We start from the raw sequence: 13531 nt of genomic DNA, 5'->3' as shown, positions 1-13531 counted from the left end.
GGCGGGCGGCTTCTGACTAAACGGGGGCCGCCCGCTTCTACAAGACCGGGTCTCGAGGGGGGACCCGACAGGGGAGGGACATCATGGCAACGAATTCGGGGGGGCTCAGCCTTACCCAACAACGTCAGCGCGCGGCCTTCTGGTTCATCGCGCCCATGCTGGCGGCACTGTTCTTCGTCGCGGCCTGGCCGCTGATCCGCACCATCTGGTTCTCATTGACCGACACCGCGCTGTCCGACCTGTACGGCGGCGAGTTCATCGGCTTTGACAATTACCTGTCCGTCCGCGTGCTGGAATCCGGCCGCTGGATCTGGCGCGGCACGCTGGTCGACCCGGCCTGGTGGAACGCCGTCTGGAACACGGTGCGCTTTGCCTTCGTGTCCGTCTTCTTCGAAACCGTGCTGGGCCTGATCGTTGCCCTTGTCCTCAACGCCGAGTTCAGGGGCCGCGGCTTTGTCCGCGCCGCGATCCTGATCCCCTGGGCGATCCCGACCATCGTTTCGGCCAAGATGTGGGCCTGGATGTTGAACGACCAGTTCGGGATCATCAACGACATCATGCTGAGCATCGGCCTGATCGACCAGAAGATCGCCTGGACCGCATCCGTCGACACCGCGATGTATGCCGTCCTGATGGTCGACATCTGGAAGACCACGCCCTTCATGGCGCTGCTGATCCTCGCGGGCCTCCAGATGGTCCCGCGTGACATCTACGAGGCCGCGAAGCTCGACGGCGTCAACCCGGTCAAGGTGTTCTTCAAGATCACCCTGCCGCTGATCCGCCCCGCGCTGGCCGTCGCGATCATCTTCCGGATGTTGGACGCGCTGCGGATCTTCGACCTGGTCTACGTGCTGACGCCGAACTCGGCCGCCACTAAGACCATGTCGGTCATCAGCCGCGAGAACATGATCGACTTCGACAAGTTCGCCTACGGGGCCGCGCAATCCACGCTTCTCTTCGCCATCATCGCGATCTTCGTCAGCCTGTATATCTGGCTGGGCAAGGTCGACCTGTCCGGGGAGGGCCAGAAATGACCGCGCAGAAACTTCTCTCCACTATCGGTTTCTACGCGCTTGTCGTGGTGATCGTCGTCTTCTCGGTCTTCCCGTTCTACTACGCGATCGTGACGTCCTTCTCGACCGGGACCGAGCTGTTCAAGGTCAACTACTGGCCCGCGTCGTTTGACTGGAGCAACTATTCCTCGGTCCTGGGCGGGCGGAACTTCATCCAGTCCATCGTCAACTCGGTCTTCATCGCCACGACGACCGTCGTCTTCGCCCTGTTCCTGGCCGTCACCGCGTCCTACGCGCTGGCCCGGGTGCGGTTCCGGGGGCGCGGGCTTCTGTTGATGATGATTCTTGCGGTGTCGATGTTCCCGCAGATCGCCGTTCTGGCGGGCCTGTTCGAGCTAGTCCGCTTCCTCGGCATCTTCAACACCCCCTGGGCGATGATCATGTCCTACGTGATCTTCACCCTGCCCTTCACCGTCTGGGTGCTGACAACCTTCATGCGCGACCTGCCGGTCGAGATCGAGGAGGCCGCCATCGTCGACGGCGCCACCCCCTGGGTCATCATCACCAAGGTGTTCCTGCCGCTTCTGTGGCCCGCTTTGGTGACGACCGGCCTTCTGGCCTTCATCGGTGCCTGGAACGAATTCCTGTTCGCCCTGACCTTCACCTCATCCGAGACGACCCGGACGGTGCCAGTGGCGATTGGCCTTCTGTCCGGCGCAAGCCAGCAGGAAATCCCCTGGGGTCCGATCATGGCGGCCTCGGTCATCGTGACCGTGCCCCTGATCATCCTCGTCCTCATTTTCCAACGCAAGATCGTCGCGGGTCTGACCGCGGGCGGCGTGAAGGGCTGACACATCATGGCAAAGATCGAACTGAAGAACGTCACCAAGTCCTACGGCGCCGTGCAGGTGATCAAGGGCATCGACCTGACCATCGAGAAGGGCGAGTTCATGGTCTTCGTCGGGCCTTCGGGCTGCGGCAAGTCCACACTGCTGCGCCTCATCTCGGGGCTGGAAGAGATCACAACCGGCGACATGCTGTTTGATGGCGAACGGGTGAACAACCTGATCCCGTCCAAGCGTGGCATCGCGATGGTGTTCCAGTCTTACGCGCTTTACCCGCACATGAAGGTCTATGACAACATGGCCTTCGGGATGAAGCTGGACAAGACGACCGATGCCGAGATCAGGAAGCGCGTCGAATCCGCAGCGAAGCTGCTCCAGATCGACCACCTTCTCGACCGTCTGCCAAAGCAGCTGTCCGGCGGCCAGCGCCAGCGCGTCGCCATCGGCCGCGCTATTGTCCGCGACCCGCGGGTGTTCCTTTTCGACGAACCCCTGTCGAACCTGGACGCCGCCCTGCGGGTCCAGACCCGGCTGGAGATCGCGAAGCTGCACCACTCGATGTCGAACGTCACGATGATCTACGTGACCCACGACCAGGTCGAGGCGATGACGCTGGCCGACCGGATCGCGGTCCTCCGCGACGGGCGGCTGGAACAGGCGGGGTCTCCAGCGGAGCTTTACGAACATCCGAACTCCCTCTTCGTCGCGGGCTTCATCGGCAGCCCGAAGATGAACTTCCTGACCGGCAAATTCGCAGAGGCGGAAGGCTGCACCACCCTTGGCGTCCGGTCTGAGCACCTTGAGGTCGTGCCCTCCAGCCCCTGGTCCGGCGAGGTCCTGCACGTCGAGGACCTCGGCTCCGACCACTTCCTGTTTGTCGAAATCGGCAGCGACGAGCCCGTCATCGTCCGCCGCCCCGGCAAGGCCGACATCACGGTGGGGACCACGGTCTCCATCGCGCCGAAGGCCGGGCATCTCTACCGCTTCGACAAGGACGGCAAGCCCGTTCGCTGACCCCTACCCTGCGCGCCCGGCAACGGTCTCCGGGCGCGCAACCATTTGAAGGAGAAGACTTATGACCATCCGTGTGACCGTGTGGGGCGAAAACGTCCACGAGCAGAAAAACAAGGTGGTGGCCGAGGTTTACCCCAAGACCATGCACGGCACGATTGCCGAGTTCCTGAACAAGGAAGACGGGATCAAAGCCTCGACCGTCACGCTGCAGGACCCCGAACACGGGATGACCGCCAAGAAGCTCGCTGAAACCGACGTGCTGATCTGGTGGGGCCATGCCGCCCACGGCGAGGTCAAGGACGAGATCGTGGAACGCGTGGCCGAGGCCGTCTGGTCCGGCATGGGCGTGATTTTCCTGCACTCCGCGCATTTCTCGAAACCCTTCAAGCGCCTGATGGGCGCGCCCTGCAACCTGTCCTGGCGCGAAGCCGGCGAACGCGAACGCCTCTGGGTCACCTCCCGCCAGCACCCCATCGCGCGCGGCATCCCCGACCATTTCGAGATCGAATACGAAGAGATGTATGGCGAGCCCTTCGGCGTGCCGGAGCCGCTGGAGACCGTCTTCGTCAGCTGGTTCCAGGGCGGCGAGGTGTTCCGCTCGGGCCTCACCTACCGCCGCGGCGCGGGGAACATCTTCTACTTCCGCCCCGGGCATGAAACCTATCCGACCTACCACCAGCCCATGGTGCAGAAGGTGATCGCGAACGGCGTCCGCTGGGCCTTCAACCCCGAGGCGCGGCTGGCAAAACCCACCGACGCCCCGAACACCCCCATCGGCAAGACGCTGGAACCGCTGGAGGAGCGTGGTCCGCGCCTGCATCACGACGGCGAGGCGGGGTATCGCTGATGCAACCCGTCCGCATCCTGATCCTCGGCACCGGCGGCATGGCGAAAAACCATGCCGAACATTTCGCCGCGATCCCGGGCGTCTCCGTCGTTGCCGGGATCGACACCCGGCCCGAACAACTGGCGACCTTCCAGAAGGCCCACAACATTCCGCACGGCTTCGCCTCCGTGCAGGACGCCATCGCCTGGGGCGAATTCGACGCCGTGACCAACGTCACCCCTGACGCCGCGCATTACGTGACAACCCTGCCCTTCCTGGCCGCAGGCAAGCACGTCCTGTGCGAAAAGCCCTTGGCCACCAACGCTGCCCATGCGCAGGAAATGGCGGCAGCGGCGGCCAAGGCGGGCGTTGTCAACATGGTGAACCTCACCTACCGCAACGTCCCCGCCCTGCAAAAGGCCGCCCAGATGGTCCGCGACGGGGCCATCGGCCCGATCCGTCATTTCGAGGCCTCCTACCTGCAAAGCTGGCTGACCCAGCCCGCCTGGGGGCACTGGGACAAGGAAAGCCAGTGGCTCTGGCGGCTGTCCACGAAACACGGGTCCAAGGGTGTCCTGGGCGACGTCGGCATCCACATCCTCGACTTCGCGACCTTCATCGCGGGGATGGACGCGACGCAAATCTCCTGCCTGCTCCAGACTTTCGACAAGGCACCCGGCGGGCAGATCGGCGAATATGTGCTGGACGCCAATGACAGCGCCACGATGCAGGTGCGCCTGTCGAACGGCGCGCTTGGCACGGTGGCGGCCACACGGTTCGCCTCCGGCCACCTGAACGACCTGCGGCTCCGGCTTTACGGCCTGACCGGCGGGATCGAGGTGCGATTCGAGAAGAACGAAAGCCACCTCCGCGCCTGCCTGGGCCCCGAAGCGATGAAGGAAGGCCTCTGGCACGACGTCGACTGCCCCGCTGTACCCACCGTCTACCAGCGCTTCATCGCGGCCATCCGCGGCGAAGGCCCGGCCGAGCCCGACTTCGCCCGCGGTGCCGCGCTGCAGGTGCTGCTGGACAAGGCCGAAGCCTCGGCAGATCAGGACGGCAGGCTTCTGGCGGTCTGAACGTCAGGCGACGGGAATTTAAAGGAGCGCTGACGCGCAAGTCTTTCCTCTCGTCGTCGGCCTTCGCCTCCTCCTCGGACGTTGCCTCCGGCGGGAGTATTTTGGAATGGGCAAATGCTTCTTGCCCTTGTTTGAAATACTCTGGGGGTTTGGGGGTGAAACCCCCATCAACCGAGGAGGCGGCGAAGGCCGACGACGAGACAAAGAGTCTTCGCGCGTCAGCGCTCATTTTGAGACCCGCCCCAACCCGGGCGCAGGGGTCAGCCGATCAGTGCCTTGACCCGCGCGGTGAAATCCTCGCCCCTTTTCTCGAAGTTCGGATACTGATCGAAACTCGCCGCCGCCGGGGCGAGGAGGACGACCTCCCCCGCCTGAGCCTCTTCGGCCGCACGGGTCACCGCGCGCTCCATCGTCTCGCAAATTTCATGCGGCAGGTCGCCCACCTGCAGCGCGAAGTCGCGGGCAGAATGGCCGATGAAATAGGCCTTCACCACCGACCCAAGCAGTGGTTTCAGCGCCGCGATGCCCCCGTCCTTGCCCATCCCGCCTGCAATCCAGCGGATCTTCGGAAAGGCCTGCAGCGCCTTCGCCGCCGAATCCACGTTGGTGGCCTTGGAATCGTTCACGAACCGCACCCCGCCGCGTTCGCCCACCAGCTGGCTCCGATGCGGCAGGCCCGCGAAGGACTGCAGCGCCCCTTCGATCAGCTTCGGCGCCACCCCCAGCGACCGGCAGGCCGCATAGGCCGCGCAGGCGTTCTGGTGGTTGTGGGCGCCGGGAAGGCCCTTCACCTCGCGCAGGTCGATCGACGCCACCTGCCGCCCCTTGCGCCATTCCGCCAGGAATCCCTTCCTCGCGAAGACCGACCAGCCGAAGCCCTCCAGCTTCTGCCCCGAGGACACCCGGATCACCCGGTCATCCTGCGCCCCCTGTGCCAGCACCCCCGCCAGGAACCGCCCTTCCAGTTCATCCACCCCCACCACGGCCCGGTCCGGCCCGCCCATGGTGAAAAGCCGCGCCTTTGCGGCGAAATAGCCGCCCATCCCGTTGTGACGGTCCAGGTGGTCGGGCGACAGGTTGGTGAAGACCGCCACATCCGGTGTCAGCGCGCGGGCCAGTTCGGTCTGATAGGAGGACAGCTCCAGCACCACCACCTCGCCATCCTGCGGCGGGTCGATGGACAGGACCCCCTTGCCGATGTTCCCCGCCATCTGCGTGGGCTTACCCGCGACCTGCAGGATATGGTGGATCAAGGCTGTCGTCGTCGACTTGCCGTTCGACCCGGTCACCGCGACGATCTTCGGCGGGGTCTCCATCTCGTCCCATTCCGGCCCGGCGGCGCTTTGAAAGAACAACCCGATGTCGTTGTCGACCGGGATGCCCAGTTCCAGCGCGCGGGCGATGATCGGGTTCGGCGTGGGGTAAAGATGCGGGATGCCGGGCGAGGTCACCAGGCAGGCCACCCCCTCCAACGCCGAATTCCGCGTGAGGTCGGTGAGCTGGAACCCCTCGGCCTCCGCCTTCGCGCGCGCCTCGGGGCTGTCGTCCCAGAGAAGCGGCTCCGCCCCCCCGGCCCGCAGCGCTGCAGCCGTGGCCAGCCCCGACCGGCCCAGCCCCAGCACCGCGACCTTCTCGCCCTTGTAACCCTTGACCGGGATCATCGCATTCCCCCACCGTTTCCCAGACAGGGATAGGTTAGCCGCGCCGCAAGGGGAAGGGGGTCAGGCGAGCCCCGACACAGGTGCCTGCCCGGCGGCCCACAAGGCTTCGACCCCCGGGCGATGGGCCGACCCCGGCAGATGCGCGGCGATGAGGGCACGGAAGTTGCGGGTCACCTTCTGGGTCGCGGGGTGCAGATCGCCCAGCGTCTGGCGAAAGATCGCCAGCGCGGCGGCGTACAGGTCCTCGGCCTCGTCATGCCGGCCCTGCGCCTCGACCACGCCGGCGAGGTTGTTCAGCCCGGTCCCATAGTCGCGGTCATCCGGGCCGAAGGTGGCGCGGTCGATTTCCAGCGCCTTGCGGAACAGGGTTTCGGCTTCGGGCAGGCGCCGCTGGGCGCGCAGCACTTCGGCCAAGGCGCAGATGCGACCGGCAAAATCGGGATGGGTGCGGCCGATCAGCCGCTGTTCCAGGTCCAGCGCCTGCCGGTAAAGCTGTTCTGCCTGATCGAGCCGCCCCTGCCCTTCGGCCAGCTGCGCGAGGCCGGTCAGGCTGTCCACGAGCACCGGATGCGCCCCACCCGGCAACTGCCGCGCCAGGGCAAAGGCCTTCCGGTACAGCGCCTCGGCCTCGGCATCCTGCTCCTGCGCCTGCAGGATCATCGCCAGCCCGTTTAGCCGCCCGCAATAGTCGGGATGGCCTTCCCCGAGGGTCGCCCGGCTGACCTCAAGCGCCTTGCGGAGCGCGCTTTCCGCGTCCGCCAGACGGTCCTGCGCCTCGAGCACCCGGGCCAGCGCCGCCAGATGCCGGGCATGCTCTGGCCCAGGCGCTGCCGCGCGCCCTGCGGTGACGGCCTTGCGCAGATAGCCCTCGGCCTCGGGCAGGCGGTCCTGCGCTTCCAGCGTCAGGGCGTGTTCGGCCAACGCCAGCGCGCGGTCGGCGGGCGAGCCGGAGGTTTCGGCCAGCACCAGAAGCCCCTGGCCCAGACGGAAGGCCGTCGTCAGGTCACCGGTCAGGCAGACCAGTTCCCGCGCCTTCTGCAGGCTGCGCAGGTCCGGGTTCAGCCGGGCGGCCAGCGCGAACTGTTCCGCCGCCTCGGGCCAGCGCAGGGCCGCCTCGGCAATCAGGCCCCGGGCAAAGGCCAGCCTGCCCGCAAGGTCTGCCGGGGCGGAGTTCAGCGCGGTCAGTTCGGCCAGGACCTGATCGGCAGGCCCGGTATCGCCCGCGCGCAGGGCACCCACGGCGTCGGACAGCTGACCGGGCCCCACCTGGCCAAGCGCCTGCACCGCCTGGACCATGACCTCGCCGATCTCCTCGACCCGGTCAGCCACAAGCGCGGCGTCCCAGGGCAGGCCCGCCACCTGGTGGATCGTCGCAATAAGGGCGCGGTGTTTCTGGTCCAGGTCGGCGCGCAGGTCGGGCGCATCCCCGGCATCCTCCTCGCGCAGCTGGAGGAAAAGGGCATCACACTCCTCGCGCAGCTCTGCCTGCCGCGCCCGCAGCGCCGCACCGGGATCAGTGCCAGCCTCGGGCTCGCCCGTTTCCAGCGCCTCTGCACGCTCTGCTATCTGGTTCGGTCGCACCACGCCCGTCCTGCCAGCAAGCCGGCCTCTCTGCCCGCGTTTGCAAACGGTGTAGGTCAGGCGCGATTCGCTCACAAGCACTGTCTGGCCCATCGGCGCCGCGTCGCAGGGACAGTGACGATCCCGCGCAACACCAGGGCGCGAGGCTCAGCCGACCGGTCCCGCCACCACGGCCTCGGCCTCGGCCTTCATCGGGCGATACTTGAAGCGCGCCGAAATGATGCCGTGGTCATTGGTGCCGCTGTCCTTGTGGTCATCCCAGTTCAGGTGGTCGTTCATCACCACCATCCCGTCGAAGAGCCAAACTCGCTTGCGGCTGTTGTCATAGAACTCCTGGCTGACGAGGATGTGATCCAGGCTTTCCATCATGTCCTGGTGGATGTGGGTGTAATAGACATCCCGCGTGTTGCGGTATTCCTGCAGCGTCTGCGCGGTGTACAGCGCCGCATCCCCCCCGCCGATGCTGTCGCCCACCAGATAGTGCGGCTGTTCGGTCAGGATGTTCGCGGTGTTCGACATCTGGCTGTCGTTGATGTCGCCCAGGACGATGACCGGAGCATCGTTGCCCCGCATCAGCCCGGTCAGCAGGAACCGCAAGGCCGAAGCCTCGGCCGTCCGCCGGATCGTAGACAGCGCGGAACCAAGATTGCTCTGGTGCGGCTTGTAACCCTCGCGGTCGGCATTGAACCAGCGTTCGCGGAAGACCTTGGTCGGGGCCTTCGACTTGAAATGGCATACGAAGACATGCACCAGTGGCTGGTCGTCGCGCGGGCGGATGGTGAAGTGCAACACCGGGCGTGAGAACTTGCGCACCTTCACCGTGATCTCGGGCGTCTGCGGATCATCGCCCCGGCTTTCCAGGATGAAGGCCTCGGGGAAGTCGGTGATCCATTCCGGCTGGCCCTCCAGAAGCCCCTTCGCCACGATCGCCGCACAGACGATCTTCGTGCCGTTCGCATCCGGCGGGATCAAGAGGTCATAGTCGGCCAGCATCCCGGCCTCGGTGACCACCTTTTCCAGCGAGGCGCGGTGCCAGAGCTCCTGAAAGCCCATGACTTGCGGCTTCAGGCGCATCAGCACCCGTTTCGACCAGTCGATCTTGCGGTCATAGACGTCCTGCGCCCAGCCATCGGCATCGCCGTAAAGCGGCAGGCCCGGTTCGTTCAGGTTCAGAAGGTTGAAGGTGGCAATGTCCAGCGTGCGAAGCTTCATGGCAAAATCCTTTCCGATTCAATGCCACAACCGTAGCACGAAGCGGGACGGATACGCCCGTGAAAACCTCAGCGCACCTTCAGCGTCGCGAGGCCAATCATCGCCAGTATCAGGCTGATGATCCAGAAGCGGATGACGATCTGCGGTTCTGCCCAGCCCTTCTTTTCGAAGTGGTGGTGGATCGGGGCCATCAGGAAAATCCGCTTCTTGGTGCGCTTGTAGTAGAGGACCTGGATGATGACGCTCAGGGCCTCGACGACGAAGAGGCCACCGACGATGGCCAGCACGATCTCGTGCTTGGTGCAGACCGCGATGGCCCCCAGTGCGCCGCCCAGCGCAAGCGATCCGGTATCCCCCATGAACACCGCCGCCGGGGGGGCGTTGTACCACAGGAAGCCAAGGCCTGCGCCGAACAGGGCGGCGGCAAAGACCATCAGGTCGGAGGTTCCGGGGACGTAATGGACGCCAAGGAAGGTCGTATAGTCGACCCGGCCCACGACATAGGCAATGATCCCCAGCGTGCCGCCTGCAATCATCACCGGCATGATGGCAAGGCCGTCGAGGCCATCGGTCAGGTTCACCGCGTTTGCGGCCCCCACGATCACCACCATGCCGAACGGCACGAAGAACCAGCCCAGGTTCACCAGCGCGTCCTTGAACAGCGGGAAGGCCAGCTGGTTCGTCAGCTCGGCAGGGTGGAACATCGATGCCGCATAAGCCGCCAGCGCCGCGATCAGAAGGCCGAGCCCCATCCGGACGCGGCTTGAGACGCCCTTGGTGTTCTGCTTGGTGACCTTGGCATAGTCGTCAGCAAAGCCGATCAGGCCGAAGGCGATGGTGACCAGAAGCACGATCCAGACATAGGGGCTGTCGAGCCGCGCCCAGAGGAGAGTGGAAAAGATCAGCGCCGACAGGATCAGCAGGCCCCCCATCGTCGGCGTGCCCGCCTTGGAGAGGTGGCTTTGCGGCCCATCATCACGGATCGGCTGGCCCTTGCCCTGCTTTCTGCGCAGGAAATCGATCAGCGGCCGCCCGAACAGGAACCCGAAGATCAGCGCGGTGACAAAGGCCCCCCCGGCGCGGACCGTGGTATAGCGGAACAGGTTGAAAAGGTCCCCGCCGTCGGAAAACTCGGTCAGCCAGTAAAACATTCACACGGTTCCTTCTGTCGGCGGCGTGCCCTGCCCCATTTTCCGCAAGCAGTCAACGACCAGGCTGACTTTCGACCCCTTCGATCCCTTGACCAGAAGGATGTCGCCTGCATCGATCAGGCTGCGGACGCGGGCGGCAAGTTCGGGGGCGGTCTCGACCCAGTCCCCGCGCTGGTTGCGCGGCAGGGCGGCATAAAGCGCCTGCATCCGCGGCCCGACGCAGTGAATGGTGGCAATCGCCTCAAGCCCCGGGTGGCGGGCGATGTCGGCGTGCAGTTGCGCCTCGGTCGGGCCCAGTTCCAGCATGTCGCCCAGGACCGCGATCCGCCGTCCGCCGCCCACCCTGCCGATGCCATCGGTGGGCCGGGCCGCAATCAGCACGTCCAGCGCCGCCGCCATCGAGGCCGGATTGGCGTTGAAGGCATCATCGATCAGGTCGAAGAAGGTCTCCTCGACGATATCCAGCACGATCCGCTCGCGCTGGCCGCGGCCTGCTGGCGGTGCCCAGCGGCCCAGGTCATGCGCGGCGATCATCGGGTCCGCGCCCAAGGCCTCGGCCACCGCCAGCGCGCCCAGGGCGTTCAGCACGAAGTGGCGTCCGGGGGTGGAGACCTTGAAGAGGACCGGCTCGCCCCGGCGGCTGGCCTGGCAGACCGTCGTGTCATCGGCGATCTGCGCCAACAAAAGGCGGTAATCCGCGCCTTCGGCTGACCCAAAGCCGACCGGGGTCGCCCCCACCGCCAGCGCCTTCGCGCGCAGGACCGGGGTCCATTCGATGTCGGCGTTGAAGACGGCCGTCCCACCCGGCACCAGCCCGTCGAAGATCGAGGCCTTCTCGTGCGCGATGCCTTCCACGCTCTCGAACGCCTCCAGATGCGCGGGGGCAACGGTCGTGACCATCGCCACGTCCAACTGTGCGAGGCGCGCGAGCGGAGCGATCTCTCCGGGATGGTTCATCCCGATTTCGATCACCGCGTAATCCGCGTCTGCGGGCATCCGCGCCAGGGTCAGCGGCACGCCCCAGTGGTTGTTGTAGCTGGCCTCGGCGGCATGGGTCTTGCCCTGCCCGCCCAGGACCTGGCGCAGCATCTCCTTGGTCGAGGTCTTCCCGACCGACCCGGTGATCCCCACCACCTTCGCCCGGGTCCGCGCCCGGGCAAAGACGCCAAGGTCGGCAAGTGCCTTCAGCACATCCGGCACGATCAATAGCGGCGCATCCTTGGCCACGCCTTCGGGAACACGGGCGACCAAAGCCGCCGCCGCCCCCTTCTCCAGCGCCTGGGCAACGAAGTCATGCCCGTCCCGCACGTCCTTCAGCGCCACGAACAGATCGCCCGGCTGGATCGTCCGGGTGTCGATGGACACGCCCCCAGCCGCCCAGGCCCTGGTCACCCGCCCGCCCGTCGCCCGCGCCGCATCGTCCGAGGTCCAGAGGGTCATGCACGGCCCCCCGTTCCTGGCACCGAAATCTGCCCCAAGCGCTTCCCTCCCCCCGCGTGGGGGAGGGAGAGGGTGGGGGGGACGGTTGCAGCGGCGCGGCGCGGGGTGGTCAGCGTGGCCCCCCCACCCCAGCCCTCCCCCACGGCGGGGGGCGCGATGCACCCTGCCCCGCCCTTGCGCAACACCATCTGCGTCCCGACCATCAGATCACCCCATCCAGCGCGGCGACCGCGACACTCGCCTGTTCCACGTCGTCGAAGGGATAGATGTCGGTCCCGACGATCTGCCCGCTTTCGTGACCCTTGCCCGCGATCAGGACCGCATCCCCCGGCTGAGCCGAATCCACCGCCCGCAGGATCGCCTCGGCCCGGTCGCCGACCTCGTTCGCCTCGGGGCAGGCCGCCAGGATCGCGGCGCGGATGCTGGCCGGGTCCTCGGTGCGCGGGTTGTCGTCGGTCACGTACAGCACATCGGCATGGGCCTTGGCCGCCGCGCCCATCAGGGGCCGTTTCGTCCGGTCCCGGTCGCCCCCCGCGCCGAAGACGACGATGATCCGCCCCATCACATGCGGCCGCAGCGCGCGCAGCGCCGTCTCGATGGCATCGGGCGTATGCGCATAATCCACATAGACCGCCGCCCCGTTCCGCCGGGTCGCGGCCAGCTGCATCCGGCCCCGGACCCCGGTCAGCCGCGGCAGCACCCCCAGCACGGCTTCCGGAGCCTCCCCCGCCGCAATCGCTAGCCCTGCGGCCACCGCGACGTTCTCGGCCTGGAAGGCGCCGATCAGGTTCAGCCGGGTCTGGAAGGCGCGTCCCTGCCACAGATAGCGCACCTCCTGCCCCGTCGCGTCAGGCCGGGTGGCGGCAATCTGCAGATCCGCTCCCTGCCCCTTGCCGACGGTCAGCACGCGCAGACCCCGGTTCAGCGCCAGTTCCGCCATGTCTGACCCGCGCGCACCGTCCAGGTTCACCACCGCAACCCCGTCCTCCGGCAACAGCCGCGTGAACAGCTGCGCCTTGGCCGCGAAATAGGCCTCCATCGTGCCGTGGTAATCCAGGTGATCCTGCGTCAGGTTGGTGAACCCCGCCGCCTTCAGCCGCACGCCATCCAGCCGCCGCTGGTCGATCCCGTGGCTTGAGGCCTCCATCGCCGCATGGGTCACGCCGCCCCGCGCCGCTGCGGCCAAAAGCTTCTGCAAGGTCACCGGGTCGGGCGTCGTATGGCCGGAAGGCGCCGTCCAGGCCCCCTCGATCCCCGTGGTGCCGATATTGATCGCCTCGCGCCCGAGCGCCGCCCAAATCTGCCGGGTGAAGGTCGCGACAGACGTCTTCCCGTTCGTCCCCGTCACCGCGACCATCACCTCGGGCTGCGCCCCGAACCACAGCGCCGCCGCACAGGCCAAGGCGGCGCGAGGGTCCTCGGCCACCACCAGCGCCACGTCCGTGTCCGCCAGCGCCTCTGCCGCCAGCTTGGCGCCCTCGGCATCGGTCAGCACCGCCGCCGCGCCTTGCTCCAGCGCCATGCCGATGAACCTCGCCCCATGCACCGCCGACCCGGGCAGCGCGGCAAACAGCATCCCCGCCCGCACCGCGCGACTGTCCGCCGTGATCCCCGACAGCGCCGGATCGCGGCCGGCCCGGGCGGTCAGCCCAAGGTCCGAAACCCGTATCGCGCGCGCTGCCATGCCATCCCCCCGTGCTGAGCCAGCT

At 66.7% G+C, this 13531-nt stretch carries 11 protein-coding genes; 5 read left to right on the top strand and 6 right to left on the bottom strand.

Translation table 11 applies throughout. The annotated features are described in order from the left end of the window. The first annotated feature begins 83 nt into the window (after positions 1 to 83). The 5 genes from AC2EAL_RS10485 (at position 84) to AC2EAL_RS10465 (ending at position 4777) form a co-directional block, all read left to right on the top strand. Complete coding sequence (locus AC2EAL_RS10485) at positions 84 to 1034, top strand: carbohydrate ABC transporter permease (RefSeq protein WP_484724162.1); 951 nt, start codon at positions 84 to 86, stop codon at positions 1032 to 1034. Continuing rightward, complete coding sequence (locus AC2EAL_RS10480; protein ID WP_484724161.1) at positions 1031 to 1864, top strand: carbohydrate ABC transporter permease; 834 nt, start codon at positions 1031 to 1033, stop codon at positions 1862 to 1864. The genes AC2EAL_RS10485 and AC2EAL_RS10480 overlap by 4 nt, the downstream gene beginning before the upstream one ends. Positions 1865 to 1870: 6 nt before the next feature. Further along, on the top strand, positions 1871 to 2872 hold the full coding sequence (locus tag AC2EAL_RS10475) for an ABC transporter ATP-binding protein (RefSeq protein WP_484724160.1): 1002 nt from the start codon (positions 1871 to 1873) through the stop codon (positions 2870 to 2872). 61 nt (positions 2873 to 2933) lie between these two features. Continuing rightward, positions 2934 to 3719, top strand: coding sequence for a ThuA domain-containing protein (locus tag AC2EAL_RS10470; RefSeq protein WP_484724159.1), 786 nt, complete (start codon positions 2934 to 2936; stop codon positions 3717 to 3719). Further along, entirely contained in the window at positions 3719 to 4777 is a 1059-nt protein-coding gene (locus AC2EAL_RS10465) for a Gfo/Idh/MocA family protein (protein WP_484724158.1), read from the top strand. The genes AC2EAL_RS10470 and AC2EAL_RS10465 overlap by 1 nt, the downstream gene beginning before the upstream one ends. 260 nt (positions 4778 to 5037) lie before the next feature. Here AC2EAL_RS10465 and murD read toward each other — a convergent pair whose 3' ends face one another. The 6 genes from murD to AC2EAL_RS10435 all read right to left on the bottom strand — a co-directional run bounded on the left by murD (position 5038) and on the right by AC2EAL_RS10435 (position 13506). Next, positions 5038 to 6438, bottom strand: a complete 1401-nt coding sequence (murD, locus tag AC2EAL_RS10460; protein WP_484724157.1) for a UDP-N-acetylmuramoyl-L-alanine--D-glutamate ligase — start codon at positions 6436 to 6438, stop codon at positions 5038 to 5040. Between the two features lie 60 nt (positions 6439 to 6498). Continuing rightward, positions 6499 to 8019 (bottom strand): tetratricopeptide repeat protein, encoded by a 1521-nt coding sequence (locus AC2EAL_RS10455; RefSeq protein WP_484724156.1) that lies wholly within the window; start codon positions 8017 to 8019, stop codon positions 6499 to 6501. Between the two features lie 147 nt (positions 8020 to 8166). Next, positions 8167 to 9231 carry an endonuclease/exonuclease/phosphatase family protein gene (locus AC2EAL_RS10450; protein WP_484724155.1) on the bottom strand — a complete coding sequence of 355 codons (1065 nt, stop codon included), beginning with the start codon at positions 9229 to 9231 and terminating at the stop codon, positions 8167 to 8169. A gap of 68 nt (positions 9232 to 9299) precedes the next feature. Further along, positions 9300 to 10382, bottom strand: a complete 1083-nt coding sequence (gene mraY, locus AC2EAL_RS10445) for a phospho-N-acetylmuramoyl-pentapeptide-transferase (protein WP_484724154.1) — start codon at positions 10380 to 10382, stop codon at positions 9300 to 9302. Then, a complete protein-coding gene (locus AC2EAL_RS10440) occupies positions 10383 to 11822 on the bottom strand; it encodes a UDP-N-acetylmuramoyl-tripeptide--D-alanyl-D-alanine ligase (protein WP_484724153.1) in 1440 nt (479 codons plus the stop codon). 202 nt (positions 11823 to 12024) lie between these two features. Further along, positions 12025 to 13506: a UDP-N-acetylmuramoyl-L-alanyl-D-glutamate--2,6-diaminopimelate ligase gene (locus tag AC2EAL_RS10435; RefSeq protein WP_484724152.1), complete on the bottom strand. Its 1482-nt coding sequence runs from the start codon at positions 13504 to 13506 to the stop codon at positions 12025 to 12027. Positions 13507 to 13531: the final 25 nt, after the last annotated feature.

It is taken from the genome of Tabrizicola sp. T74 (assembly GCF_057219935.1).
This window is presented reverse-complemented; position numbering and strand designations above follow the sequence as displayed.

What these genes read in the sequence shown, in the direction of transcription:
- AC2EAL_RS10485 (WP_484724162.1), top strand. Translation starts at nt 84, where the DNA reads ATGGCAACGAATTCGGGGGGGCTCAGCCTTACCCAACAACGTCAGCGC.
- AC2EAL_RS10480 (WP_484724161.1), top strand. Translation starts at nt 1,031, where the DNA reads ATGACCGCGCAGAAACTTCTCTCCACTATCGGTTTCTACGCGCTTGTC.
- AC2EAL_RS10475 (WP_484724160.1), top strand. Translation starts at nt 1,871, where the DNA reads ATGGCAAAGATCGAACTGAAGAACGTCACCAAGTCCTACGGCGCCGTG.
- AC2EAL_RS10470 (WP_484724159.1), top strand. Translation starts at nt 2,934, where the DNA reads ATGACCATCCGTGTGACCGTGTGGGGCGAAAACGTCCACGAGCAGAAA.
- AC2EAL_RS10465 (WP_484724158.1), top strand. Translation starts at nt 3,719, where the DNA reads ATGCAACCCGTCCGCATCCTGATCCTCGGCACCGGCGGCATGGCGAAA.
- murD (WP_484724157.1), bottom strand. Translation starts at nt 6,438, where the DNA reads ATGATCCCGGTCAAGGGTTACAAGGGCGAGAAGGTCGCGGTGCTGGGG.
- AC2EAL_RS10450 (WP_484724155.1), bottom strand. Translation starts at nt 9,231, where the DNA reads ATGAAGCTTCGCACGCTGGACATTGCCACCTTCAACCTTCTGAACCTG.
- mraY (WP_484724154.1), bottom strand. Translation starts at nt 10,382, where the DNA reads ATGTTTTACTGGCTGACCGAGTTTTCCGACGGCGGGGACCTTTTCAAC.
- AC2EAL_RS10440 (WP_484724153.1), bottom strand. Translation starts at nt 11,822, where the DNA reads ATGACCCTCTGGACCTCGGACGATGCGGCGCGGGCGACGGGCGGGCGG.
- AC2EAL_RS10435 (WP_484724152.1), bottom strand. Translation starts at nt 13,506, where the DNA reads ATGGCAGCGCGCGCGATACGGGTTTCGGACCTTGGGCTGACCGCCCGG.